Annotated in this window: 25 protein-coding genes and 1 riboswitch; of the genes, 9 read left to right on the top strand and 16 right to left on the bottom strand. The window is 70.3% G+C overall.

Annotation, left to right across the window (positions count from 1 at the left end):
- Nucleotides 1–40 precede the first annotated feature (40 nt).
- A complete protein-coding gene (locus ACWEOO_RS27125; protein ID WP_452145421.1) occupies nucleotides 41–1,006 on the bottom strand; it encodes a helix-turn-helix transcriptional regulator in 966 nt (321 codons plus the stop codon).
- Between the two features lie 61 nt (nucleotides 1,007–1,067).
- Between ACWEOO_RS27125 and ACWEOO_RS27120 the strand changes: the two genes are divergently transcribed.
- Nucleotides 1,068–2,030 (top strand): hypothetical protein, encoded by a 963-nt coding sequence (locus tag ACWEOO_RS27120; protein ID WP_452145420.1) that lies wholly within the window; start codon nucleotides 1,068–1,070, stop codon nucleotides 2,028–2,030.
- Between the two features lie 84 nt (nucleotides 2,031–2,114).
- Here the strand turns inward: ACWEOO_RS27120 and ribH are convergent, their stop codons facing one another.
- The 8 genes from ribH to ACWEOO_RS27080 all read right to left on the bottom strand — a co-directional run bounded on the left by ribH (nucleotide 2,115) and on the right by ACWEOO_RS27080 (nucleotide 10,800).
- Nucleotides 2,115–2,588, bottom strand: a complete 474-nt coding sequence (gene ribH / locus ACWEOO_RS27115) for a 6,7-dimethyl-8-ribityllumazine synthase (protein WP_452145419.1) — start codon at nucleotides 2,586–2,588, stop codon at nucleotides 2,115–2,117.
- Nucleotides 2,588–3,826, bottom strand: a complete 1,239-nt coding sequence (locus ACWEOO_RS27110) for a bifunctional 3,4-dihydroxy-2-butanone-4-phosphate synthase/GTP cyclohydrolase II (protein ID WP_355698984.1) — start codon at nucleotides 3,824–3,826, stop codon at nucleotides 2,588–2,590. The genes ribH and ACWEOO_RS27110 overlap by 1 nt, the downstream gene beginning before the upstream one ends.
- Nucleotides 3,827–4,501, bottom strand: a complete 675-nt coding sequence (gene pnuC / locus ACWEOO_RS27105) for a nicotinamide riboside transporter PnuC (RefSeq protein WP_355698982.1) — start codon at nucleotides 4,499–4,501, stop codon at nucleotides 3,827–3,829.
- Nucleotides 4,498–5,124 (bottom strand): riboflavin synthase, encoded by a 627-nt coding sequence (locus ACWEOO_RS27100; RefSeq protein ID WP_452145418.1) that lies wholly within the window; start codon nucleotides 5,122–5,124, stop codon nucleotides 4,498–4,500. Before ACWEOO_RS27100 ends, pnuC begins: the two co-directional genes overlap by 4 nt.
- Complete coding sequence (ribD, locus tag ACWEOO_RS27095) at nucleotides 5,125–6,135, bottom strand: bifunctional diaminohydroxyphosphoribosylaminopyrimidine deaminase/5-amino-6-(5-phosphoribosylamino)uracil reductase RibD (RefSeq protein WP_452145468.1); 1,011 nt, start codon at nucleotides 6,133–6,135, stop codon at nucleotides 5,125–5,127. It abuts the gene before it with no gap.
- A gap of 158 nt (nucleotides 6,136–6,293) precedes the next feature.
- A riboswitch (FMN riboswitch) is annotated at nucleotides 6,294–6,425 on the bottom strand.
- Between the two features lie 58 nt (nucleotides 6,426–6,483).
- Nucleotides 6,484–7,695, bottom strand: a complete 1,212-nt coding sequence (locus ACWEOO_RS27090) for an MFS transporter (RefSeq protein WP_452145417.1) — start codon at nucleotides 7,693–7,695, stop codon at nucleotides 6,484–6,486.
- A gap of 47 nt (nucleotides 7,696–7,742) precedes the next feature.
- Nucleotides 7,743–8,885, bottom strand: a complete 1,143-nt coding sequence (locus tag ACWEOO_RS27085) for a serine/threonine-protein kinase (RefSeq protein WP_452145416.1) — start codon at nucleotides 8,883–8,885, stop codon at nucleotides 7,743–7,745.
- A 10-nt stretch (nucleotides 8,886–8,895) separates the two neighbouring features.
- Nucleotides 8,896–10,800, bottom strand: coding sequence for a vWA domain-containing protein (locus tag ACWEOO_RS27080; protein ID WP_452145415.1), 1,905 nt, complete (start codon nucleotides 10,798–10,800; stop codon nucleotides 8,896–8,898).
- Between the two features lie 109 nt (nucleotides 10,801–10,909).
- On the opposite strand from ACWEOO_RS27080, the gene ACWEOO_RS27075 reads away from it, so the two are divergent.
- The 6 genes from ACWEOO_RS27075 (at nucleotide 10,910) to ACWEOO_RS27050 (ending at nucleotide 15,689) form a co-directional block, all read left to right on the top strand.
- Nucleotides 10,910–11,518 (top strand): helix-turn-helix domain-containing protein, encoded by a 609-nt coding sequence (locus tag ACWEOO_RS27075; RefSeq protein WP_452145414.1) that lies wholly within the window; start codon nucleotides 10,910–10,912, stop codon nucleotides 11,516–11,518.
- Between the two features lie 144 nt (nucleotides 11,519–11,662).
- Complete coding sequence (locus ACWEOO_RS27070) at nucleotides 11,663–12,517, top strand: substrate-binding periplasmic protein (protein WP_452145413.1); 855 nt, start codon at nucleotides 11,663–11,665, stop codon at nucleotides 12,515–12,517.
- Entirely contained in the window at nucleotides 12,517–13,281 is a 765-nt protein-coding gene (locus ACWEOO_RS27065; protein WP_355698968.1) for an amino acid ABC transporter permease, read from the top strand. The genes ACWEOO_RS27070 and ACWEOO_RS27065 overlap by 1 nt, the downstream gene beginning before the upstream one ends.
- Complete coding sequence (locus ACWEOO_RS27060) at nucleotides 13,268–14,005, top strand: amino acid ABC transporter ATP-binding protein (RefSeq protein WP_359941574.1); 738 nt, start codon at nucleotides 13,268–13,270, stop codon at nucleotides 14,003–14,005. Before ACWEOO_RS27065 ends, ACWEOO_RS27060 begins: the two co-directional genes overlap by 14 nt.
- A gap of 95 nt (nucleotides 14,006–14,100) precedes the next feature.
- Nucleotides 14,101–14,823, top strand: coding sequence for a polysaccharide deacetylase family protein (locus ACWEOO_RS27055; RefSeq protein ID WP_452145412.1), 723 nt, complete (start codon nucleotides 14,101–14,103; stop codon nucleotides 14,821–14,823).
- Between the two features lie 134 nt (nucleotides 14,824–14,957).
- Nucleotides 14,958–15,689 carry a polysaccharide deacetylase family protein gene (locus ACWEOO_RS27050; protein ID WP_452145411.1) on the top strand — a complete coding sequence of 244 codons (732 nt, stop codon included), beginning with the start codon at nucleotides 14,958–14,960 and terminating at the stop codon, nucleotides 15,687–15,689.
- Here the strand turns inward: ACWEOO_RS27050 and ACWEOO_RS27045 are convergent.
- Complete coding sequence (locus tag ACWEOO_RS27045; RefSeq protein ID WP_359941583.1) at nucleotides 15,686–16,477, bottom strand: HAD-IIA family hydrolase; 792 nt, start codon at nucleotides 16,475–16,477, stop codon at nucleotides 15,686–15,688. The two genes, ACWEOO_RS27050 and ACWEOO_RS27045, sit on opposite strands and share 4 nt — an antisense overlap.
- Nucleotides 16,478–16,519: 42 nt before the next feature.
- Between ACWEOO_RS27045 and ACWEOO_RS27040 the strand changes: the two genes are divergently transcribed.
- Nucleotides 16,520–17,731 carry an MFS transporter gene (locus ACWEOO_RS27040; protein ID WP_452145410.1) on the top strand — a complete coding sequence of 404 codons (1,212 nt, stop codon included), beginning with the start codon at nucleotides 16,520–16,522 and terminating at the stop codon, nucleotides 17,729–17,731.
- Here ACWEOO_RS27040 and rpe read toward each other — a convergent pair.
- Together rpe and ACWEOO_RS27030 are read right to left on the bottom strand one after the other, a co-directional pair.
- Nucleotides 17,696–18,361 carry a ribulose-phosphate 3-epimerase gene (gene rpe / locus ACWEOO_RS27035; protein ID WP_359941589.1) on the bottom strand — a complete coding sequence of 222 codons (666 nt, stop codon included), beginning with the start codon at nucleotides 18,359–18,361 and terminating at the stop codon, nucleotides 17,696–17,698. The genes ACWEOO_RS27040 and rpe overlap by 36 nt on opposite strands.
- A gap of 34 nt (nucleotides 18,362–18,395) precedes the next feature.
- A complete protein-coding gene (locus ACWEOO_RS27030) occupies nucleotides 18,396–19,244 on the bottom strand; it encodes an NAD(P)H-binding protein (RefSeq protein WP_452145409.1) in 849 nt (282 codons plus the stop codon).
- Between the two features lie 78 nt (nucleotides 19,245–19,322).
- Between ACWEOO_RS27030 and ACWEOO_RS27025 the strand changes: the two genes are divergently transcribed.
- Entirely contained in the window at nucleotides 19,323–20,078 is a 756-nt protein-coding gene (locus ACWEOO_RS27025) for a TetR/AcrR family transcriptional regulator (protein WP_452145408.1), read from the top strand.
- On the opposite strand, the gene ACWEOO_RS27020 is transcribed toward ACWEOO_RS27025, so the two are convergent.
- Genes ACWEOO_RS27020 through ACWEOO_RS27005 form a run of 4 tightly spaced genes read right to left on the bottom strand, consistent with a single transcriptional unit; the run spans nucleotide 20,039 to nucleotide 23,091 of the window.
- The gene (locus tag ACWEOO_RS27020) at nucleotides 20,039–20,785 is read right to left on the bottom strand and encodes a cobalt-precorrin-6A reductase (RefSeq protein ID WP_452145407.1); all 747 of its coding nucleotides are present in this window, start codon (nucleotides 20,783–20,785) and stop codon (nucleotides 20,039–20,041) included. The two genes, ACWEOO_RS27025 and ACWEOO_RS27020, sit on opposite strands and share 40 nt — an antisense overlap.
- On the bottom strand, nucleotides 20,782–21,522 hold the full coding sequence (gene cobM, locus ACWEOO_RS27015) for a precorrin-4 C(11)-methyltransferase (RefSeq protein WP_452145406.1): 741 nt from the start codon (nucleotides 21,520–21,522) through the stop codon (nucleotides 20,782–20,784). Before cobM ends, ACWEOO_RS27020 begins: the two co-directional genes overlap by 4 nt.
- Entirely contained in the window at nucleotides 21,519–22,721 is a 1,203-nt protein-coding gene (gene cbiE / locus ACWEOO_RS27010; RefSeq protein ID WP_452145405.1) for a precorrin-6y C5,15-methyltransferase (decarboxylating) subunit CbiE, read from the bottom strand. The genes cobM and cbiE overlap by 4 nt, the downstream gene beginning before the upstream one ends.
- Complete coding sequence (locus tag ACWEOO_RS27005) at nucleotides 22,711–23,091, bottom strand: pyridoxamine 5'-phosphate oxidase family protein (protein WP_359941606.1); 381 nt, start codon at nucleotides 23,089–23,091, stop codon at nucleotides 22,711–22,713. The genes cbiE and ACWEOO_RS27005 overlap by 11 nt, the downstream gene beginning before the upstream one ends.
- Between the last annotated feature and the right edge of the window lie 8 nt (nucleotides 23,092–23,099).

Genomic DNA, 23,099 nt, shown 5'->3' with positions numbered 1-23,099 from the left:
ATGGAAAAGACAGAATCGGGTGACGCGCGCCACCGTGGGCTCAGGAGTAGAGCCGGAGGACCTTGCGGGCCAGCTCGGCGATCTCGGCCCGCAGTTCAGGCGGTTCCAGGACCTCGACCGCGTCGCCGAACCGGCTCAGCGACGCGGCGGCGTTGCCGATCGACTCGATCGGGATCGTGACCACGACACTGCCGTCGGGCTCCGGCGTCGCCGCGGCGACCGCCTTGACGAGAGTCGGGTAGGAGACGTCGTACATCCTGCCCGCGAGCCCCGCCGCCACCCGGACGACGGCGTCGCCGGTGAAGCGCAGGCGATCGAATCCCGTCAGGTGGTGCTGCCAGAAGTCCGCGAGGTGGAAGTCGGCCGCCCGCTCGAACGTCTCGTCGGTCGGCGTCAGCTCGAGGATGTTGGAGACGCGGTACGTTCGCAGCCCGCCCGGCGTGGACGCCACGACGTACCAGCTGCCGTTCTTCAGGACCAGTCCGTACGGCTCGAGGACCCGCTCGACCTCGCGAGGCTCCTCCCAGCGGCGGTACCGGACCTGCACCCGACGGTCGTGGAGCACGGCGTCGGCGATCGCGGACAGGCGCGGGGAGTCCTCGGCGTCCTGGTACCAGGCGGGCAGGTCGAGGTGAAAGCGGTTCTTCAGCCGGCCGGCGCGGTCCCGCTGATCGGGAGCCAGCGCGGCCAGCAGTTTGAGTTCGGCGGCGCTCGTCTCCGCGGTCAGCCCGAGCGCCGCGGCCGCGCCCGGCATACCGACGAGGAACAGCGCGGCCGCTTCCTGTTCGGTCAGACCGGTCAGGCGGGTGCGGTAGCCCTCGACCAGGCGATACCCGCCCGCTCGGCCCTGGTCGGCGTACACCGGAACTCCCGCCGCGGCGAGCGCCTCGACGTCGCGATAGATCGTCCGCAGCGACACCTCCAGCTCGTCGGCGAGCTCACGCGCGGTCAACCGCCGGCGCGTCTGCAGCAACAGCAGGATCGACAACAGCCGGCTCGAACGCATACTCCGAGGTTAGTCCTGATCGCTGCCATGGGTTGTCAGGTTTAGCTCGCAGGCTGGCACCATGACGACTTGGACCAAGCTGACCGGCGACTTCGACTTCCTCAACGGGTACTTCGACGTCCACCACCGCACGCTCAAGCAGGCGTTCGCGGGGTGCGACGAATGGCTCGAGTACGACGGGACCACGACCGCCCGCACGTACTTCGACGGGCAGATCAGCATCGACGAGATGCGGTTCCCGACCAAGGGGTCGTACGGACTGTCGCTGCGGCTGTTCGACCCGGTCAGCGAGCAGTGGAGCATCTGGTGGGTCAACAGCACGACGATGAAGCTGTACCCGCCGGTGCACGGCGGATGGGCCGCCGACGGGTCCCGCTGCCGCCTGGTCGGCGAAGACACCCACGACGGGCGGCCCATCCTGTGCAGCTACGAATGGTCGGACATCACCCCGGAGACCGCCCACTGGGAGCAGGCGTACTCCGCCGACGGCGGCGAGACCTGGGAAACCAACTGGATCATGGACTTCACCCGGCGCTCCACTCCCCCGCCCGCACTCGACGTACCCAAGCTCACCGACGACTTCGACTTCCTCGTCGGCCGCTGGTCCTTCCACAACCGGCGCCGGCGTCCCGTGCTCGGCGAGCCGTTCGAGTGGTACGAACACGACGCCACGATGGAAGCCACCACGTACTTCGACGGCGCGATCAGCTTCGACGAAGGCTGGTTCCCGAGCGAAGGCTTCCGCGGCGCGACTTTCCGCCGCTACGACCCCGAGGCCAAAACCTGGTCCATCCACTGGATCAACAGCCAACGCGGCCGCCTCGAATCCCCCGTCATCGGCTCCTTCACCCCCGACGGCACCGGCACCTTCGAAGGCCCCGACGACTGGAACGGCCAACCGATCGACGTCCGCTTCCTCTGGACCCCCGGCACCGACAAAGCCGCCTGGCAACAATCCTTCTCCATCGACCAAGGCAAAACCTGGACAACCAACTGGCTCATGGAACACACCCGCGTCGACTGAGGTCTGTGAACAGGCATGGGGTCGGTGAACAGGTTATTAGCTGTTCACCGACCCCATAGGGTGTCGTATGAGCTCAGGTTCGCCCTACCCCAGTTGGCGGACGGCGGCCAGGGTCGAGAGGGCTGCCTGGGTGGCTTCGTAGCCTTTGTCTTCTCGGCTGTCGGGGAGGCCGGCTCGGTCCAGGGCCTGGGGGTCGTTGTCGCAGGTGAGGACGCCGAAGCCGACGGGGACGCCGGTGCTGACGCCGACCTGCATGAGGCCTTCGGTCGCCGCCTGGCAGACGTATTCGAAGTGCGGGGTGTCGCCGCGGATCACCACGCCGAGCGCGACCACGGCGTCGTACCCGGACTTCGCGGCGTGCAGGGCCGCGACGGGGAGTTCGAACGATCCGGGCACGCGGATGACGGTGTGGTCGGTGACGCCGGAGTCCTCCAGTGCGCGGAGGGCGCCGGCGAGCAGGCCGTCGGTGACTTTCGGGTGCCACTGGGCGGCGACGATCGCGACCCGGGCGCCGTCCACGCGGGGGGCCTCGATGGTGGGTGCTCCACTGCCCGACATCAGCCGGCTCCGTTCTCTTCGGTCAACACGCCACCCGGCAGGTGGTGGCCCATCCGGTCGCGCTTGGTGCGCAGGTACCGCAGGTTGTGCTCGGTCGGGTCGATGAAGATCCCGCGGCGCTCGACGACGTCGATGCCGTACCCCTGGACGCCCGCGAGCTTGTCGGGATTGTTCGTCAGCAGCCGCGCCGACGTCACCCCGAGGTCGGCGAGGATCTGCGCCCCGGTGCCGTAGTCGCGCGCGTCGGCCGGCAAGCCGAGGTCCAGGTTCGCGTCGACGGTGTCCCGCCCCGCGTCCTGCAGCTCGTACGCCTGCAGCTTGTGCAGCAGCCCGATCCCGCGCCCTTCATGGCCGCGCAGATAAACGACGACACCGCCCTCGGCAGCGACCTGCCGAAGCGCCTCGTCCAGTTGCGGCCCGCAGTCGCAGCGCAGCGAACCGAACACGTCGCCGGTCAGGCACTCCGAGTGCAGCCGCACCAGCGTCGGCCCGTCCCCGATCTCGCCGCGGACCAGCGCGAGCTGCTCCGACCCGTCCACGACGTTCCGGTAGCCGTGGGCAACGAAATCGCCGTACCGCGTCGGCAGCGTCGTCGTCGCGACCCGCTGGATCTGGGACTCGGTACGACGCCGGTACCGGATCAGGTCGTCGATCGACACCAGCACGAGCCCGTGCTCGTCGGCGAACTCCCGCAGCTCCGGACCGCGCTTCATGGTCCCGTCGTCGTTCACCATCTCGGAGATCACCGCGGCCGGCGTCAACCCGGCCAGTCGCGCCAGGTCGATGGACGCCTCGGTGTGCCCGGGCCGAACCAGTACGCCGCCTTCGCGACCGCGCAGCGGGAACACGTGCCCCGGCTGCACCAGGTCGTACGGCTCCGAGGCGGAGTCGGCCAGCACCCGGATCGTCCGGGCCCGGTCGGCCGCCGAGATCCCGGTGGAGATGCCGTCGCGCGCGTCGACGGAGATCGTGTACGCCGTCCGCATCCGCTCGCGGTTGTGCGGCGTCATCAGCGGGATCCCGAGCCGGTCGAGCTCCGCGCCCTCCATCGGCACGCACACCACACCGGAGCTGTACCGGATCAGGAACGCCAGCAGTTCGGGCGTCGCCTTGGACGCGGCGAAGATCAGGTCACCCTCGTTCTCGCGGTCCTCGTCGTCGACGACGATCACCGGCCGCCCGGCGCGGATCTCCTCGATCGCGTGCTCGATCGTGTCGAGCTTCAGCACGTCACCCATCTAACCCACCACCACCGGTTCAGGAGTCTGGATCCGCTCACGGTTCTGGATCTTCCACCACGACGCGAATCCGAGGACGCAGAAGAGGCCGTACACGATGTACATCGTCGCGGACGGGTAGAACTTCGCCTGCACCAGCAGCGGTACGCCGACCACGTCGACGGCGATCCAGATCAGCCAGAACTCGACGAAGCCACGCGCCATCCCGTACGTCGCCAGGATCGAGCCGGTGAGGATCCACGCGTCCCACTGCGGGCCCCACGAGCCGAGCTCGCGCAGCACGAAGTACGAGATCGCGTACAGCACCACGGCGACACCGCCGAGCTCGAGCCGCTCGCGCGCGGTCGCCCAGCGCGGCTGCACGGCCTTGTCGGCGCCGTGGTGCCGGGTCTGGTACCAGCGGTACCACCCGTACAGGCTGACGAGCGCGAAGAACACCTGCCGGCCGGCCTGGCCCCAGAGGTCCTTGTCCTGCGGGGTGTCGAAGATCCCGCCGACGAAGACCGTGAACAGCAGCACGTTGCCGACGATGCCGACCGGCCACGCGGCGACCAGCCGGCGCATGCCGAACAGTGCGCTGGCCAGACCGAACACGTTGCCGACGATCTCCCGGACGAGCACCGGCGACCCGGCGATCGTCACCTGGGAGTGCAGCAGCCAGTCGATCGCGTTCACTTTTCGCCTCCGTTGTCCTGCACTGTGCCGGCGGTCAGCAGCCGCTCGACGTACTTGGCGATCACGTCGACCTCGAGGTTGACGGTGTCGCCCACCTTGTTCGCGCCGAGCACGGTCAGCTCCAGCGTGGTCGGGATCAGGCTGACCCCGAACGTCCCGGTCGCGTCGTCGACGTCGGTCACGGTCAGCGAGACGCCGTCGATCGCGATCGAGCCCTTCTCGGCGATGTACCGCAGGATCTCCGGGGACGTCGCGACCCGGACGTCCTCCCAGCGCTCCGCCGGGGTCCGGGAGGCGATCGTGCCGGTGCCGTCGACGTGGCCCTGGACGATGTGGCCGCCGAGCCGTTCGTGCGCGGCGACGGCCCGCTCGAGGTTGAGCGGCGAACCCTTCTCCAGGCCGCCGAGGCTGGTCCGCTGCAGCGTCTCGCGCATCACATCCGCGGTGAACAGGCCCCCGCCGTACTCCACCACCGTCAGGCAGCAGCCGTTGACCGCGATCGAGGCGCCGTGCGCGGCGTCCTCGGTCACCTTCGGACCCCGGATGGTGAGCCGCGCGGCGTCACCATCCAGTAGATCCAGGGACTCGACGGTGCCGAGTTCTTCGATGATGCCGGTGAACATCTACTTTCCTCCCAGAGGAACCAGGGTCAGCCGGACGTCGTCGCCGAGGCGGGTGACGTCCGCTAGCTTGAACCGCCGCAGGTGGTCGATCGATTCCGCGCCGAGGTCGCCGACCGCGGCGTAGCCGGAGCCGAGGACGGCCGGAGCGACGTACGCGACGATCTGGTCGACCAGACCGGCGCGCAGGAACGCGGCGGCCAGCGTCGGGCCGCCTTCGAGCCAGAGGTGCCGGATCTGCCGGTCGTCCAGCTGCCGGAGCACCTCGGCGGGATCGTGGGTCGGCAGCAGCAACGTCTCGGCGCGGTCGTTGCGGACGCGCGCGGTCGGCGGGATCTCGCGGTCACCGACGACCACCCGCAGCGGCTGCCGCGCCGCGGGGACGTCGTTCTCGTCGCGGACCGTCAGCTCAGGGTCGTCGTTCAGCACCGTCTGGGTGCCGACGACGATCGCGTCGCACTCGGCGCGCAGCCGGTGGACGTCGGCCCGCGCGATCGGGCCGGTGATCCACTTGCTGGTCCCGTCCGGCGCCGCGGACCGCCCGTCGAGCGTGGTCGCGAACTTCCAGGTGACGAACGGGCGACCGACCCGCACGCTGTGCAGCCAGACGTGATTGACCGCCTCGGCCTCGGAGCGCAGTACGCCCTCCACGACCTCGATGTTCTTGGTCCGCAGCTTCTCGGCGCCGCCCGCGGCGGTCGGATTCGGGTCGGGTACGGCGTACACGACGCGCGCGATCCCGGCTTCGATCAGGGCGTCCGCGCACGGACCGGTCCGGCCGGTGTGGTTGCACGGCTCGAGCGTGACGTACGCCGTACCGCCGCGGGCGCGGGCACCGGCCATCCGGAGCGCCTCGACCTCGGCGTGCGGGCCGCCCGCAACGGCATGGAAGCCCTCGCCCACCGGATGCCCGTCGCGGCCGGTGATCACGCACCCGACCACCGGGTTGGGATGGGTGCTGCCGACACCTCTCGCAGCCAGCTCGACAGCACGCCTCATCCAGGCGATGTCGATCGGCGACGCGTCGTTCACTGCTCGGGCCCCTCGTCGTCACGGACGCACTCCGGGGCCTCCGGCCGGCACGTCCGCTCCGCCGCCCACGGGGAACCGCGTCGCGCGGGCCGTCACAGCCCACGCTCCGCGCCATCGGGCGCCAGAGCGCACCCGTCGACCGCGTGCGCCTCCCATCCGGACTTTCACCGTCGGTCCTGGAATTCCACCAGGTCAACCGATCGCCATACCGCAGCGACCGGGTCGCGGACTGTTACCGCCGGCTCGGAATTACACCGACCCCGGAGCACGCGAGTGGGTTCACTCGTGCTTCAAGTATGCCCTCTGCCGCAACTCGCACCACGACCCAGGTCACATCCTGGTCGACGCCGGCGGCACCAGCCGGCGGGTGAGGGCCAGCGCCGCACCGGCCAGCGCGCAGCCGGCGGCCACCGCGAGGATCAGCGGCCGATACCCGAACGCGCCGGCCAGCCCGGCGCCGACGAGCGGCCCGACCGCCTTCGCGATCGTCGTCGGGGTGCCGAGCATCCCGGCGATCGTGCCGAAGCCGCTCGCGCCGTACCGGTCGAGCAGGATCGCCGGGGTCGCGATCGACGACACCCCGAACCCCAGGCCGAACAGCACCAGGCACCCGATCGCCCCGCCGACGCGCTCTCCGACGGCGGGCAGCAGCGCGACCGCGACGCCCTGGACGAGCAGGATCAGCGCAGTGATCGTCGCCATCGGCAACCACCGGGCGGACACGCTGGCCACCAGCCGCCCGGTCACCGACATCAGGCCGAGCAGCCCCGCCAGGCTCGCCGCTCGCGCCGGCGGGTGGCCCAGACTGACAAGGTAGAGGACCAGGTGGACGGCGATCACGGCGAGCGCCGCGCTGTGTACGACGAACGCGCCGGCGAGCAGCCAGAACCCGGGATCGCGCAGAACTCTGGTCGGCGACTTCGGGTGCCGCGTGGTTGTGGGCCGTGGCGCTTGCCGCGGTACGGCGAGGAAGTGCAGCGGGACTGTGGTGACGGCGAGGGTGCCGGCCAGCACGACGAGGGCGGAGCGCCAGCCGAGGCTGTGGGCGAGGTAACCGGTGAGTGGGATGAAGATCGAGCTGGCCAGTCCGCCGACCATCGTGATGGTGAGGATCGAGTTCGTCCGGGCGGTCGGGGCCGCGACGGCGACCACGACGGCGAAGGCGGGCGGGTAGAGGACCATCGCGCAGGCGACGCCGACCAGGACGAAGACGGCGTACAGCTGGACGGTGTTCTGGACCTGCGACCAGCCGAGGACGGCGGCCGCGGCCAGGGCCGAGCCGGACGCCATCAGACCGCGTCCGCCGCGGACGTCCAGGCGGCGACCGACAGGGATCGAGATGAGGCCGCTGACCAGCACGGCGATCGTCGACGCGCCGACCGCGGTCGTGGTGGAGATGGACAGCTCGTGGCTCATCGGGCCGACGAGGGCGCTGAACGCGTACGTGAGCACGCCGTACCCGACGGTCGTCGTGATCGCCAGCGCGGCGATCAGAAACCGCAGCCGACCCGTCGTCGGCGCGGTGACCACTAACGGCTCCATCACCAAAAGTCTTCCACGCCACGCGCCCGCCGTCCGGTGGATTTCCGTCAGCGCAACAGCAACCAGGCAGCACTCCCCAGCAGCCCGACAGCTCCCACGAAACAAGCCACAGCAACCCCCCACAACAACCTGCCCGACCCACCCCGCTCGCCAGACAAAATTCGCCCGGCGGTGGCCCGGCCGCCCGAGGCGGTCTGGGCGTGCGGTGGGTTGGGTGCATCGGGTGCGTTCGGCGGGAGCGCGGGAGCCCACCTGACGGGGGCGGGGTAGCCAGCCACGGCGGTCGCGCCGACGGCGGTGGCCAGGGCGTGCGGCGGGGTCGGTGCGTTGGGTGCGTTCGGCGGGGGCGTGGGAGTCCAATCGGCGGGGAGGGGTGGGAGTTGGTCGAAGACTTCGGGGGTGTCGGGGGTTTGGGCCCAGGGAGTGGCGGGCTGGGGTGGGACGGCGCCGGTTGCGGACAGGAGGCGGCCGGCGGTGGTGGCGGAGTCGGGGCGGTCGGACGGGTCTTTGGCCGTGAGGTTGTTGATGAAGTCGCCCAGTGGGCCGTCCAGTTGCGGGAGCGGGTCGGTTGCGCCGGGGCGTTCGCCGGTGAGGAGTTCGACGGCGACGGCGCCGACGGCGTACAGGTCCTGGCGCGGGTCGGGGTCCGCACCCGTGAGCTGCTCGGGTGCGAGGTAGCCGGGCGTCCCGAGGACAGTGCTGTGGCGGGTCATCCGGGGCTCGTCGAGCAGACCGGCGACGCCGAAGTCCGACAGGCGCAGGTGCGGCCGCCCCGTCCCGGTGACGTCGAGCAGCAGGTTGGCCGGCTTCACGTCCCGGTGCACGACCCGGGCGGCATGCACCGCGGACAGTGCGTGCAGCAGCTGATCCAACAGCACGGCGACGTACGCCGGGGGCAGCGGGCCGTGGTCGCCGAGGAGGGTCGCCACCGAGCCGCCGCGGACCAGGTCCATCGCGAACACGACCCGGTCGTCGTCCGCGGCCCACCCGTGCGGAGCGACCACGTGCGGATGCTCGATCCGCAGCGACTGCTCCCGGACGAACCGCAGCAGCGTCGCCGCATCGTGCTGGCCGAGAACCTTCGCGGCGACGAAGGTCGCCCGCCGCAGGTCCCAGGCCCGCCAGACCGAGCCCATCCCGCCCGTCCCGATCAGGTCGATCAGCCGATACCGGCCCGCAAACGCCTCCACCGCCCAGAACTTACCGCCGCAGCCGGACCACCAGCAGCACGCCGACCATCAGGAGCAGCAGACCCCCACCGCCCAAGCCCGCCACCAGCGCGACCGGCGGACCGGCGTCGCCGTCGACGCGCCCCTGCACCGGACCACTCGCCTGGTTGGGCTGACCCGGATCTTGGGACGGCGTGGTGCTCGGTGTCACGGACTCGCCGGCGACCGGCGTCGCACCGTCCACGTACGTCGGTTTGCCCGTGCCCGGCGTGCCGACGAAGCCGATGGTCAGCGTCATCGGAACGGTGAAGGCCTTGTCGTCGGTCTTCCGCGTCATCGACACCGCGACGTAGTACTCCCCCGGCAGCGAGGTCCCGGTGTCCTGGTTGTTCGCGCCGTCGCGGTTCAGGTACCGGATCTCCTTCGTGGTGATCGCCTTGACCGTGCCGTGCGGGTCGAGCACGGTGCGCTTGCCGGCCCCGCCGGGCACCTTCTTCGCGAACACGGCGTACACGTCCTCACCGGTCGGCGAGATCACGTCGAGGTCGACATACCGCCCGACGTCCACTGCCTTCGCGGTCGCCGCACCGAGCTGCGGAATGGACACCTGTGCCTGGATCCGCTGCCCCCAGTCCGCCTTCACCTTGTACAGCTGGACCTCTCCGGGCATCAGCGTGGTCTTGTAGCTGCCGGCGGCGACCAGCGGCGCGTCGGCGAAGCTCGAACCCGGGACGATCTCGCGCGGCGTCGAACCCGGCATCGGTGTCCAGGTCGGGTCGCCCGCCTCGGCCGGCAGGTTCGCGGTGGACTCGACGGCCGGCTCCTCGTCAACACGCAGCTCGTACGGCGCAGACTTCAGCTGGGCGTAGTCCCTGCCGCCGGAGACCGTGAGCACGAGCTGCTCGTCGGTCTCGCACTCCTTCGGGTAGTCGCCGGTCCAGCTCGACGCCGAGCCGGTGGCGATGCCCTGCTCGCCCTCGAACGACAGCGGATAGCTCCAGCCGCACGCCTCACCGCTCAGCGTGTTGAGCTTGACCGCGGCCTCGATCACGGTGCCGCCGGGAACCGGCCGGCGGAAGCTGATCCCCGCGCGCAGCGTCGACTTCGCCATCGTCCGCTTGATCGTGTAGTACTTCGCGGTCCGGTCAGTACCGAACGTGTCCAGGTAGTGGCCGGGGGCAAGCACCGGAGCACCCTCCTGCTGCGCGGCCCCGCGCACCGGCGTGCCCGACAGCCGGAACGGCCGGAACGCCCGGGTGGACAATCGGTCCAGCCCCGCCTCCAGGTCGACGGTCGAGTCGGCGTCGTAGTAGTCGCCACGGCCTTCGCGGGCCACGCACTGGAGCTGGCTGCGCGCCTTCCCGCCGACGCGGAACCCGACGACGTCGATCTTCACATCGATGCCCTGCTGGGCGATCGACCGCGCGACCGCGCACGGCTCGGGTGCACAGGTGGCCTCACCGTCGGAGACCAGGACGATCGTGCGCTGGCCGACCGGGCCGACGTCCTTCGCGGCCTGCTGGAGCGCGTAAGCGATCGGCGTCTCGCCATACGGCTTGTACTTGGCGATGGCTGCCAGCAACTGCGGCCGGTTGCCGGTGCCGATCGGGACGGTGAGCTGGGTGTCGGTGCAGGCGCCGGCCTGCGTGCGCTTGAACACGGTCGCGCCATACACCCGGAGTCCGACCTCGGCGCCGTCCGGCAGCTTGCGCACCACACTCGTCAGCGCCGTCCGCGCGGCCGCGATCTTGGTCTGCCCGTCACCGGCCGGCTCCGCCATCGAGCCGGACGAGTCCAGCACCAGCACGAGCTTGCCGCCGCTCGGGGCCGGGTCCGCCAGTGCCGTCGGCGCCGTCAGACCGCCCAGGACGGCGGCGAGCGTGACGGCGAGGAGCGCCCACACCGCGGTGCGGCGGTGAGCCTGGTGAGTCGTCATCGTTGTCCTCCGCTGAGATTCGCTGCCGCAAACCTTGGCAGTTTGCTATCGCAAATGTCAAGCCGGTTCCAGGCTGGAAATTCGGGTTCGCAAATGCGAAGATCTTTGCATGGAGCAGACGGCGCAGAACCTGCAGCAGCAGGTCGAGTTGTACGGCGAGCCGCTCGGCGAGGTGGTCCGGCGGATCACCACGACGCTCGGCCTGACCCAGGGCGGGCTCGCCCAGGTGATCGGGCTGTCGGCGCCGATGCTCTCGCAGCTGGTCAGCGCGCAGCGGGTGAAGATCGGCAATCCGGCCGTCGTGTCCCGGCTGCGGGCCGTCTCCGAGCTCGCCGACCTGGCAGTGGCCGGCGGCATCGAGCCCGAGCACGTCGCGCACGAGCTCGACGGCATCCGCGCCGCCACCAGCGCCTACACACGGCCGACGACGACCCACCTCCAGCGATCGGCCACGGCCGGCCAGCCCGTCGATCCGCCGGCCAGGTTCGTGCGGCCGCTGACGATTCCCGGCGGGCCACCCGACACGCAAGCACCGTCCGCACGCTCCGTCGTGAGAGAGATCCAGGATCTCTTCCGCGCGGTCGCGTCTGCCGACGAGATCCAGCGGGCAGCCACGGCGGCGGCCGCGGTGTCACCCGGGGTGGCCGAGCTGTTACTTGCCTATGGCACCGGTCGGACCGCGGACGCGCTCGCGCACTATGACCAGCATCACGGCTGATCGCTCTGATATAGCACAACCCGAGTAGACATTCGGCCCCGTCTCACCCTTCGTCGGCACGGAATGCGCGTCGCAGCGCTGGTGTTGGCTTGCTGCGGCAGCGGCGAACCGCCCTGCCTTCGTTGACGTTGTGAGGAGACAGTTGTGCGCGCGTTCGGCGCTTTTCGGCGGGTTGTCGCAGTGGTCGGGGCCATCACCTTGGCGAGCGCGATGGTTGCCTGTGGCAGCAACGGGGACGACGCCGCGGCGGGCGGCCAGGATCTGGGCCTGATGTCGGCGGGCACGCTGCGGATCGGCACGCTCACCGACGCGCCGCCGAACGTGTACGTGAAGGACGGGAAGTTCACCGGCTTCGACAACGACCTGATCACCGCGGTGGCGGCGAAGCTGAACCTGAAGCCCGAGTTCGTCGGGACCGACTTCTCCGCGCTGCTGTCGCAGGTCAACGGCGGTCAGTTCGACCTCGGCAGCTCGTCGATCACGATCACCGAGGCCCGCAAGAAGACCGTTGCATTCAGCAACGGCTACGACTTCGGCTACCTCGGGCTGAACACGACCAAGGACTCCGGGATCACGAACTTCGACCAGCTCACCGGCAAGCGGGTCGTCGTGGTCCAGGGCACCGTCCAGGACGACTACGCCACCGGCAAGAACCTGAACCCGGTCCGGGTGCCGAACTACAACGCCGCGCTCGGCCAGCTCAAGGCCGGTACGGCGGACGCCTGGGTCTCACCGGCCGAGATCGGCGAGAAGATGGCCAAGGAGCAGGGCGGCGGCACGGTGATCCTGGCCGCGAAGGAGCTCAGTGACGCACCGATGGCGTTCGCCGTGGCCAAGAACAACGACAAACTCCGCGAGGCCGTCAACAAGGCGCTCGACGAGGTCATCGCCGACGGCACCTGGACCAAGCTCGTCGAGCAGTACTACCCGGGCCGCGCCGTACCGGCGAACTTCACGCCGGGCAGCGGATCGGTCAAGTTCACGGCTCCCAAAGCCTGATGGACATCTGGTCCACCCTGAGTGACACCTTCCTCGACTGGGAGTCGATGAAGGCGGTCCTGCCCGAGATGCTGAAGGTGGGACTGGTCAACACCCTCATCCTGGCGGCCGCCTCGGTCGTGCTGGGCACCCTGCTCGGCATGGTCGTGGCGGTCCTCGCCCTGTCCACGAAGCGCTGGCTGCGCTGGCCCGCGAAGATCTACACCGACATCTTCCGCGGCCTGCCCGCGATCCTGACCATCCTGCTGATCGGCCAGGGCCTGTCGCCGATCACCCGGCACTGGTGGGGCCCGAACCCGTACCCGCTGGGCATCCTCGCACTCTCGCTGATCGCCGCGGCGTACATCGGCGAGATCTTCCGCTCCGGCATCCAGAGCGTGGAGAAGGGCCAGCTCGAGGCCGCCCGGGCGCTCGGCTTCAGCTACACCAGCGGCATGCGGCTGGTCGTCATCCCGCAAGGCGTGCGGCGGGTGCTGCCCGCGCTCGTGAACCAGTTCATCGCGCTCGTGAAGGAGTCCAGCCTGGTCTACTTCCTCGGGCTGCTGGCGAGCCAGCGCGAACTGTTCCGGATCGGGCAGGACGCGGCCGCGACCAACGGCAACCTGTCCCCGCTGCTGCTGGCCGGCATCTTCTACCTGGTGATCACCGTGCCGCTCACGCACCTGGTGAACCACTTCGACAAGCGGCTGCGCGAAGGCCGGCCCGCCGAACCGTCGGGGCCGGAGGACGTCAAGCTGGAGGAGCTCGCCCATGCGAACCATTGAGGCCACGAGCCTGGAGGTGTCCGGCGTCGAGCTGGCCTTCGGCAGCAACAAGGTGCTGCGCGGCGTCGACCTCGCCGTACCGGCCGGGCAGACCGCATGCGTGATCGGCCCGTCCGGGTCCGGCAAGTCGACCTTGCTGCGCGCCATCAACCGGCTGCTCGAACCGGACGCCGGCGACGTGAAACTGGGCGGCGAGTCGGTACTGCGGGGTGATCCCGACGTCCTGCGGCGCCGGATCGGGATGGTGTTCCAGCACTTCAACCTGTTCCCGCACAAGAGCGTGCTCGACAACATCACGCTGCCGCTGCGCAAGCTCAAGAAGCTCGACGTGGAGCCGGCGCGCGCCGCGGCCCGCGCGCAACTCGAGCTGGTCGGCCTCGAGCACAAGGCGGACGCCCGGCCCGGAAACCTGTCCGGCGGCCAGCAGCAGCGGGTCGCGATCGCGCGGGCGCTGGCGATGGAGCCCGAGGTGATGCTGTTCGACGAGGCCACCTCGGCGCTCGACCCTGAGCTGGTCAAGGGTGTGCTGGCGCTGATGGCCGACCTCGCCGAGACCGGGATGACGATGGTCGTGGTCACCCACGAGATGGGTTTCGCCCGCGAGGTCGCGGACCAGGTCGCGTTCATGGACCACGGCATCGTGGTCGAGTCCGGCGCACCCGGACAGATCTTCGGCGCGGCCGAGTCACCGAGGCTCCGTCAGTTCCTGTCGCAGGTGCTCTGAGGACGTACCCCCTGGCGACGGGACTTTGGTCACTGGTCGGCCGATACCCCGGTGGTGACGGTGTAACTGCCTGCTCCATTGCTCAGGGGGTTCTCATGACACACCGTCTACGGCGGGCGCGACTGTCATTGATCGCAGTCCTGCTCGGCCTGATCGCCTCCCTCGGCCTGACCATGGCCGGATCGGTCGGATCAGCAGGGACCTCGGCGTCGGCCTCGTCGACAGCGTCCACAACCACGGCGGCATCGGCGGCGACGAAGTACGTCTACCTGACGTTCGACGACGGTCCGGATCCGCGGTACACGCCGGCGATCCTCGACATCCTCCGCAGGTACGGTGTCCGGGCCACGTTCTTCGAGATCGGGCAGCACGTGGCCCGGTACCCGTGGCTGACCCGGCGGGTGTACCTGCGGGGCAACAGCGTCCAGAACCACACCTGGTCGCACCCGGACCTGCGGTACGTCTCCTGGACCACGTTCAAGTACCAGGTGCTGACCACCGACCGGTACATCCGGTATCAGACCGGATACACGCCGCGTTGCCTGCGCCCGCCGTACGGCGCCGTGAACAGCAGGGTCTACAGCCGTGCGGCCGCGCTCGGCAAGAAGATCCGGCTCTGGACCGTCGACCCGCGCGACTGGTCGCGTCCAGGCTCGTCGGTGATCGTGCGACGGGTCCTGGACAACGTGCACAGCGGCTCGGTGATCCTTCTGCACGATGGCGGCGGCAACCGCAGCCAGACCGTCGCCGCGCTGCCGACCATCCTGCGCACCCTGAAGGCTCGCGGGTACGTCTTCTACCGGATGTGGTGCGCCTGACCGTCCGCTATGCGTGATTGATTGACGCGGAAGCGGCGTGGGCGCTGGTTTTCGGCGGTAGTTGGCCAAAGATGCAGTCAGGTCATTGTGAGGATGTGGCCACCCACCGCCCTGGGGGGAAGATGGACGTTCGCTTGACGCGCACGGGGAACAGGGTCATCGGTCTGGCGATGATGATGCTGGTGAGCGCGGTGATCGGCACGGTGGTCGTCGCGGCGGCGAAGTCACCGGCCAAGCCACCCACGCCCACACCCACTCCACCCGCGGCGGCGGTCGCGGTCACGCCGACGCCGACACCGCTGCCGTCCAAGTACGTCGTCTTGACGTTCGACGACGGGCCCGATGCCGGGTACACCCCGAAGGTGCTCGACATCCTCGCGAAGTACGACGCCAAGGCGACGTTCTTCGAGGTCGGCCAGAGCGTCCGGAAGCATCCAGAGCTGACCAAGCGGATCCACGCCGCCGGCCACAGCGTGCAGAACCACACGTGGACGCACGCCGATCTCCGGCACCTCGACGCGGCGGCGTTCCGGCAGCAGGTGGTGTCGACGGACCAGGCGATCCAGGCCCAGACCGGTAGTACGCCGGGCTGCCTGCGGCCTCCGTACGGCGGGGTGAGCGCGGCCGTCCGGCAGCGGGCGAAGGCGCTCGGCAAGGACCTCGTCGTGTGGACCGTGGACTCGCGGGACTGGACGAAGCCGGGCGTCGCGGCGATCGAGCAACGGGTGCTGAAGAACGTGCACAGCGGCTCGGTCATTCTGATGCACGACGGCGGCGGCAACCGCACCCAGACCGTGGCCGCCCTGCCGGTGATCCTTCAGGCTCTGAAGGCGCAGGGGTACGGGTTCCGCACGCTGACCTGTTAGGCCAGGGCGGTGACCAGCGGTACGACGTCGGCGATCGACTGGACGACGCGGGTCGGGCGGTACGGGAAGCGCTCGACCTCGTGCTCGCCGGTCGAACCGGACAGCACGAGCACGCTGCGCAGGCCCGCCTCGAGACCGCTGATGATGTCGGTGTCCATCCGGTCGCCGATCATCACGGTCGTCTCGGAATGCCCCTCGATCCGGTTCAGCGCGCTGCGCATCATCAACGGGTTCGGCTTGCCGACGAAGTACGGCGCGACGCCCGTCGCCCGGGTGATCAGCGCGGCCACCGAGCCGGTCGCCGGCAGCGGGCCCTCCTGCGACGGGCCGGTCGGGTCCGGGTTGGTCGCGATGAACCGCGCACCCTCCGCGATCAGGCGGATCGCCCTGGTGATCGCCTCGAACGAGTACGTCCTGGTCTCGCCGAGGACCACGTAGTCCGGGTCGCGGTCGGTCAGCACGTATCCGATCTCGTGCAGCGCCGTGGTCAGCCCGGCCTCACCGATCACGTACGCCGTCCCGCGCGGCCGCTGGTCCTCGAGGAACTGCGCGGTGGCGAGCGCACTCGTCCAGATCGACGTCTCCGGGATGTCGATGCCCGCGGCAAGCAGGCGGGCGCGTAGGTCGCGCGGGGTGAAGATCGAGTTGTTGGTGAGCACCAGGAACTTCTTGCCGGACGCCTGCAGCGCTCCGATGAAGTCACTGGCTCCGGGGATGGCGCGCTCCTCGTGCACGAGGACGCCGTCCATGTCGGTCAGCCAGCTCTCCACCGGTTTGGGGTCGGTCATCTCGTCATCGTAAATGTCGGTGGCGGCGTTCAGGATGAGGGCATGGACTTGGGTGGGTACCGGGAGTTGTGGCGAACGCACGGCGTGACGGCGTTGCTGTTGTCCTCGCTGCTCGCTCGCCTGCCCGTGCTCGCGACGATGGTTCCGGTGGCGTTCCTGGCCAAGGACGCGAGCGGTTCGTTCCGCTGGGCAGGCGTCGTCGCGGGGGCGTATTCGGTCGGCATGGCGATCGCCGGGCCGTTGTGGTCCCGGGCCGCCGACCGCCGGGGCCCGCGAGGCGTGCTGCTGATCACCGGGCTGTCGTGGAGCGTCGCTCTGTTCGCGATCGCGCTGCTACCCGCCGGGCTGTACCGGTTGCTGCCTGTGCTCACAATCATCGCGGGAGCCCTAGTTCCGCCGGTGATGCAGACGTTGCGGGCAGCCTGGCCCCGAGTGGTGCAGGGCCCCGCGCTGCGGACGGCGTACGCCGTGGACGCGACCGCGCAGGAGCTGCTGTTCATGGTCGGGCCGATGCTCGGCGCGACCGCGGTGAGCGTGGCGAGCCCGCGACTGGGCGTGCTGCTCGCGGCGGCGATGTCCGCGCTCTTCATCTGGTGGTATGCGCTCCGACAACCGATGCCGCTCACCCACGACAATCACGCCGCGGTGCCGTTGACCGCGCGGCAGCTGCTGTGGCATCGGCACCGGTTACCGCTGATCCTCGCGTTCGGCCTGTGGATCATGTCGTTCAACGGGATCTCGCTGGCGATCGTCGCGTTCGCCGACGATCACGGGCAGCGGTTGATCGCCGGGATCTTCGAGGCCGTCTGGGCGTTCGGCAGCCTGGTCGGCGGTGCCGTCGCGGGCGCGTTGCCGGGCCGCCGTACGTCGTACCTGTGGCGGCGGGCCGCGCTGGTCGGGGTGGGCATGCTGCTGTGCGTGTTCGCGACCTCGTCGCCGGTCACGCTCGGGATCGCGTTGGCGTTGTCGGGGCTGACGCTGGCGCCGGCGATCGGCGCGCTGTACGAGCGGCTGGGCGCGTTGACGCCGGACGTGGCGCGGACCGAGGTGTTCGGGTGGATGGGCAGCGCGGCGATGGGCGGTGCGGCGATCGGGTCCGCGGTAGCGGGTGCGGTGATCGAGGGCTTCGGCGTGCAGTACGTGTGGCTGCTGGCCGCCGTACTCGCGGCGATCTCGACCGTGTTGCTGCTGCGGGTGCCGCCCGAGGTGGAGCCTGAGTTAGCGACCGGCGGACTGCTCGGCGAGACCGCGTAGCTGCTCGACCATCGCGTTCGGGTCGTCGGCGGCGTAGACGGCCGAGCCGGCCACGAACACGTCGGCGCCGGCCTCGGCGCAGCGCTCGATCGTCTCGGCCGAGACGCCGCCGTCGATCTCGATCCACAGGTCGAGGCCGTGCTTGTCGAGCAGCTGCCGGGTGCGGCGGATCTTCGGTACGCAGACGTCGAGGAACTTCTGCCCGCCGAAGCCGGGCTCGACGGTCATGATCAGGATCATGTCGAGCTCGGACAGCAGGTCCTCGTACGGCTCGATCGGCGTGGCCGGTCGAAGCGCCATCGCGGCGCGCGCGCCCTTGGCGCGGATCTCCCGCGCGGTTCGGATCGGCGCCCGGCAGGCCTCGACGTGGAAGGTGACGCTCGACGCGCCCGCCTCGACGTACCCGGGCGCCCAGCGGTCCGGGTCCTCGATCATCAGGTGACAGTCGAGCGGCATGTCGGTCGCCTTGGCCAGCGACTCGACCACCGGCAGTCCGAGGGTCAGGTTGGGCACGAAGTGGTTGTCCATGACGTCGACGTGCAGCCAGTCGGCGTTCGACACCGCCGCCGCCTCGTCGGACAGCCGCGCGAAGTCGGCGGACAGGATGCTCGGCGCGATCTGAATCCCCATGGCGTCAATCTATCGAGCCGCCGACCGGTGAGCGTCAGGTGGGGAGCTCGGCGGCGAGCACCTCACGCAGCGTCGTGGCGGGGCGACCGATCAGTGCGGGCAGGGCGGGATCAACAACCGCGAACTCGCCACGCCGCGCGGCCGCGAAGATGCCCAGGGTCAGGTCGACGAGGAACTCCGGCATGCCACGGCCGAGCGCGGCCTGTCGCCATTCCTCGTCCGGCACCGTGATCCGGGTGACCTTCCGCCCGAGGAGGTCCGAGGCGATCGCGGCGACGTCCGCGTAGTCGAACAGTTCCGGGCCGGTCAGCGGTGGCGTGACGCCGTCGACGCGCCCCGGCTCCGTCAGGGCGATCGCGGCCGCGTCGGCCAGGTCCCGGTGCGCGGTCCAGGAGAACGGCCCGTCCTCCGGCAGGATCAGCTCGCCGGTCTCCAGCGCGGACCGCACCATGAACACCGGAGTACTCGCGTAGAAGCCGTTGCGCAGGGCCGTGAACGGTACGCCGGAGTTCAGCAGGTCCTGTTCTGTCGCGGCGTGGCCACGGGTCGCGATGAAGAGCGAGTCCGGGTTCGCGGCCTGGTGGCTGGTGTAGAGGACGCGCTCGGCGCCGGCGGTCTTGGCGGTATCGATCGCGACGTGATGCGGCGCCGGGTCGGCCGGACCCGAGACGACCAGCACCTGGCGGGCGCCCTCGAAGGCGTACGCCAGCGAGTCGGGATCGTCGAAGTCGCCACGCCGGACCCGGATGCCCTGCGCCGCGAGGTCCGCGACCTTCTCCGGGTCACGCACGCTCACCCCGAGCTGATCGGCCGGGACGCGTTCGGTCAGGCGGTCGACCACAGCACGGCCGAGGCGCCCGGTCGCTCCGGTAACGATGATCATCCGGACTCCTTGTTATCAGTGAATACAGAGATACGCTATCACTGTTAGCACGATGCGCCGACCGCTACGGTTGGGCGCGTGGAGGATGCGAGCGGGCGGGACCGGATGCGGGCGCAGATCGTCGAGGTCGCTGCCGCGCTGCTGGCGAGCGGCGGGCGCGACGCCGTGTCCACCCGGGCGGTCGCGGCCGCGGCGGGGACGCAGGCGCCGACGATCTACCGGCTGTTCGGCGACAAGGACGGACTGCTCGCGGCGGTGCTGGAGTACGGGTTCGCGACGTACCTCGCGGACAAGCCGCCGCTCGATCCGACGACCGACCCGATCGCGGACCTCCGGTCGGGCTGGGACCTGCACATCGAGTTCGGGCTGGCGAACCCGGCCCTGTTCCTGCTGATGTACGCCGACACGCAGCCGGGAAAGCGTCCCGCGGCGGCCGAGGCCGGAATCGCGATCCTGCGGACCCGGATCCGCAACATTGCCGCCGTCGGACGACTGCGGGTCGACGAGGATCTGGCCGCGGACATGGTGCAGGCGGCCGGCTCAGGCGCCGTACTGACCCTGCTGGCCGAAGAGGCCGACCGCCGTGACCCACGCCTGGCGGACGCGATGTTCCACGCCGTTGTCTCAGCGATCACCACCGCTCCGGCCTTCCCGCGCACGGCGGACGGAGCGACCGCAGGTGCGGCGGACAGTGAGGCCCGGGCGGTCGCGCGGGCGGACGCGGGTGCGGTGGCTGCGGCGAATGCGTTGCGGGTGCGGTTGGCGGAGCTCGGGATGCTGACCGACGGCGAGCGTCACGTCCTCGGCGAATGGCTCGCCCGGATCACCCACTGAACAGCCTCCTCGACCGTCTCGACCGCCTCGTGCCCGACCGGCAGCGGCGGGCGACGGATCACGACGACCGGGATTCCGAGCTCACGGGTCGCGGTGAGTTTCGCGGCCGTGGCGGGACCGCCGCTGTCTTTGGTGACCAGGACGTCGATGCGATGGTCGCGGAGAATCGCCTGCTCGTCGGCGATGGCGAACGGCCCGCGGGCGAGGATCAGTTCACACCAGGTCGGTCGCGGGTCGGGCGGATCGACGCAGCGGGCGAGCGTCCACAGGCCGGTGTCGGCGAAGGCGTCGAGGCCTTGGCGCCCGATGGTCAGGAAAGCGCGGGTGCCGATCCGCGGCAGCAAGTTGGCGGCCGCCGACGTGGAGTCGGCCCAGTGCCAGTTGTCGCCGGGCGCCGGCGTCCAGCCCGGCCGACGCAGTACGACCAGCGGCGTACCGACCTCGCGAGTCGCCGTGAGTGCGTTCGCGGTCATCGTTGCCGCGAACGGATGCGTCGCGTCGACCACCGCGTCCACCGGATGCTCCCGCAGCCAGGCCGCCAGACCGCTCGCACCGCCGAACCCACCGACCCGCACCTCACCGGCAGGCAGCCGCGCGCCCGAGGTCCGTCCCGCCAACGACGACACGACCTCGACCCCGGGGACACCGGCCAGCCCACCCGCGAGTTCGCGGGCCTCCCCCGTTCCGCCGAGCAGCAGAACCTTCATCGGCTGCGGTCGGCCGAGTACAGATGGCTGTCCCGGAAAGCCGTTGCGGACAGCACCTTTCCGGCGATGATGACCGCGGTACGGCGAACACCTGCCGCCTTCACCTGCTCCGCGATGTCGGCGAGCGTCCCGCGCAGGACCACCTCGTCGTCGCGGGAGGCGCGTGCGACGACCGCGACCGGGCAGTCGGCGCCGTAGTTCGGCACGAGATCCGCGACGACCCGATCGATCTGCTGGACGGCGAGGTGGAGGACGATCGTCGCCCGGCCGGCGCCCAGTGTCGCGAGATCCTCGCCGTCCGGCATCGCGCTGGCGCTGCCGCCGATCCGCGTGAGCACGACGGTCTGCCCGACCTCGGGGACGGTCAGCTCACGACCGAGAGTCGCCGCGGCGGCGGCGTACGCCGGGACGCCGGGCGTCACGTCGTACGGGATCTCGAGCGCGTCGAGGCGGCGCAGCTGTTCGGCCATCGCGCTGAAGACCGACGGGTCGCCGGAGTGCAGCCGGGCGACGTCGAGGCCGGCCGCGTGCGCGGTGGCGAGCTCGGCGATGATCTCGTCGAGAGTCAGGTTCGCCGTGTCGACCTTGCGGGCGCCGGGCGGGCAGCGTTCGAGAAGCTCGACCGGGACGAGCGCGCCGGCGTACAGACAGACCGGCGACGCGGCGATCAGATCGCGCCCGCGGACGGTGATCAGGTCGGCGGCGCCGGGGCCGGCGCCGATGAAGTGAACCGTCATTTGGTCACGCTCCAGATGGTCACCGGCATGGCGGGGCGCCAGCCGGTCATGGTGCCGACGGCGGAGGCGCGTTGTACGTCGAGGCGGACGAGGTCGCCGCCGACGGCCTTGTACCACTGGGCGATCAGGGACTCGGTCTCCAGCGTGACGCCGTTGGCGACCAGGCGGCCACCGGGCTTCAGCGCGTTCCAGCAGGCGTCGAACATGCCCGCCGCGGTCGCCCCGCCGCCGATGAAAATCGCGTCCGGTGGCTCGAGACCGTCGAGGACCGCCGGCGCGGCGCCTTCCACCACGTCCACCGCGGCCCCGAGCGCGGCCGCGTTCCGCTGAAGGCGTTTCGCCCGGTCGGGGTCGCGTTCGACGGCGATCGCGCGGCAGGACGGGTGGTGCCGCGACCATTCGATCGCGATGCTGCCTGCTCCGCCGCCGATGTCCCACAACAGTTGGCCGGGGACGGGCGCGAGGCGGGACAGGGTGACGGCGCGTACTTCGCGTTTGGTGAGCTGGCCGTCGTTCTCGTACGCGTCGTCGGGCAGGCCGGGTGCGGTGGACAGGACGGGAGCGTCGGCCGGGCATCGGATCGCGATCACGTTGAGCGGATCGACCTCGTGGGACCAGTCGGCCGCGGTCGCCGTACGGACGCGTTCGGCCGGGCCGCCGAGCTGTTCGAGGACGGTGAACTCGCCGGCGCCGTAGCCGCGCGCGACCATCAGGGCGGCCACCTCGGCCGGGGTCTGCGCACCGCGGCTGAGAATCAGCACGCGCCGCCCGGGCTGGAGATTCGGATGGAGCCGCTCGACCGGGTTGCTCACCAGGCTCACAACCTGCACCTGATCCTGCGCCCAGCCCAGGCGCGCACTCGCCAGCGAGACACTCGACGGCTGCGGAATCACCCGCACGGCGTCGGCCCCCAGCAACCGAACGAGCGTCGTACCGATCCCGTAGAACGTCGGATCCCCACTCGCCAGCACACAGATCCGCCGTCCTCGGTGCTCCTCCAGCAACCGAGGCAAAGCCTCGGACAACGGCGAGCCCCACGCGACCCGCACGGCCCCAGAGGATTCAGTTGGGAGGAGAGCTAGTTGGCGGGAGCTACCGAGGATTACTTCGGCGGACTGGATGGCATCGCGGGCGGCTGGGGAGAGGGTGCGCCAGCCGTCGGGGATGATGCCTATGACGATGATGGGGTCAGCCGGCATTGCCGAGGACCTTCGTGATGGTGATCTCGATGACCACGCGTTGCGGATTGACGCGCGGCTCCCGGTAGCGCTTGGCGTAGCGCCGTTCGGCTTCGCGGACGTGCGCAGGGTCGTCGCTCACCACGGCGCGGCCCTCGATCGTGCTCCAGCGCCGGCCGTCGACCTGGGTGACCGCGACCGCCGCCTCGCCCAGCCGCCGGATCGCGCGCGCCTTGTACGACGTACCGGAGCAGATCACCCGCACCAGCCCCGCCTCGACGTCCAGCGTCGCCCCGACCGGCGTCGCATGGACGGTCCCGTCCGCGCGCGCCGTACTCAGCACGCACAGGTGCCGCTCACTCCAGAAGTCCACCAGCCGCTCACTGAACACGCAGCGAT

Source organism: Kribbella sp. NPDC004138 (assembly GCF_053603655.1).
This window is presented reverse-complemented; position numbering and strand designations above follow the sequence as displayed.

Coding starts and splice junctions, on each gene's coding strand:
- ACWEOO_RS27125 (WP_452145421.1), bottom strand. CDS start 1,006: ATGCGTTCGAGCCGGCTGTTGTCGATCCTGCTGTTGCTGCAGACGCGC.
- ACWEOO_RS27120 (WP_452145420.1), top strand. CDS start 1,068: ATGACGACTTGGACCAAGCTGACCGGCGACTTCGACTTCCTCAACGGG.
- ribH (WP_452145419.1), bottom strand. CDS start 2,588: ATGTCGGGCAGTGGAGCACCCACCATCGAGGCCCCCCGCGTGGACGGC.
- ACWEOO_RS27110 (WP_355698984.1), bottom strand. CDS start 3,826: ATGGGTGACGTGCTGAAGCTCGACACGATCGAGCACGCGATCGAGGAG.
- ACWEOO_RS27100 (WP_452145418.1), bottom strand. CDS start 5,124: ATGTTCACCGGCATCATCGAAGAACTCGGCACCGTCGAGTCCCTGGAT.
- ACWEOO_RS27090 (WP_452145417.1), bottom strand. CDS start 7,695: ATGGAGCCGTTAGTGGTCACCGCGCCGACGACGGGTCGGCTGCGGTTT.
- ACWEOO_RS27080 (WP_452145415.1), bottom strand. CDS start 10,800: ATGACGACTCACCAGGCTCACCGCCGCACCGCGGTGTGGGCGCTCCTC.
- ACWEOO_RS27075 (WP_452145414.1), top strand. CDS start 10,910: ATGGAGCAGACGGCGCAGAACCTGCAGCAGCAGGTCGAGTTGTACGGC.
- ACWEOO_RS27065 (WP_355698968.1), top strand. CDS start 12,517: ATGGACATCTGGTCCACCCTGAGTGACACCTTCCTCGACTGGGAGTCG.
- ACWEOO_RS27060 (WP_359941574.1), top strand. CDS start 13,268: ATGCGAACCATTGAGGCCACGAGCCTGGAGGTGTCCGGCGTCGAGCTG.
- ACWEOO_RS27055 (WP_452145412.1), top strand. CDS start 14,101: ATGACACACCGTCTACGGCGGGCGCGACTGTCATTGATCGCAGTCCTG.
- ACWEOO_RS27045 (WP_359941583.1), bottom strand. CDS start 16,477: ATGACCGACCCCAAACCGGTGGAGAGCTGGCTGACCGACATGGACGGC.
- ACWEOO_RS27040 (WP_452145410.1), top strand. CDS start 16,520: ATGGACTTGGGTGGGTACCGGGAGTTGTGGCGAACGCACGGCGTGACG.
- rpe (WP_359941589.1), bottom strand. CDS start 18,361: ATGGGGATTCAGATCGCGCCGAGCATCCTGTCCGCCGACTTCGCGCGG.
- ACWEOO_RS27030 (WP_452145409.1), bottom strand. CDS start 19,244: ATGATCATCGTTACCGGAGCGACCGGGCGCCTCGGCCGTGCTGTGGTC.
- ACWEOO_RS27020 (WP_452145407.1), bottom strand. CDS start 20,785: ATGAAGGTTCTGCTGCTCGGCGGAACGGGGGAGGCCCGCGAACTCGCG.
- cobM (WP_452145406.1), bottom strand. CDS start 21,522: ATGACGGTTCACTTCATCGGCGCCGGCCCCGGCGCCGCCGACCTGATC.
- cbiE (WP_452145405.1), bottom strand. CDS start 22,721: ATGCCGGCTGACCCCATCATCGTCATAGGCATCATCCCCGACGGCTGG.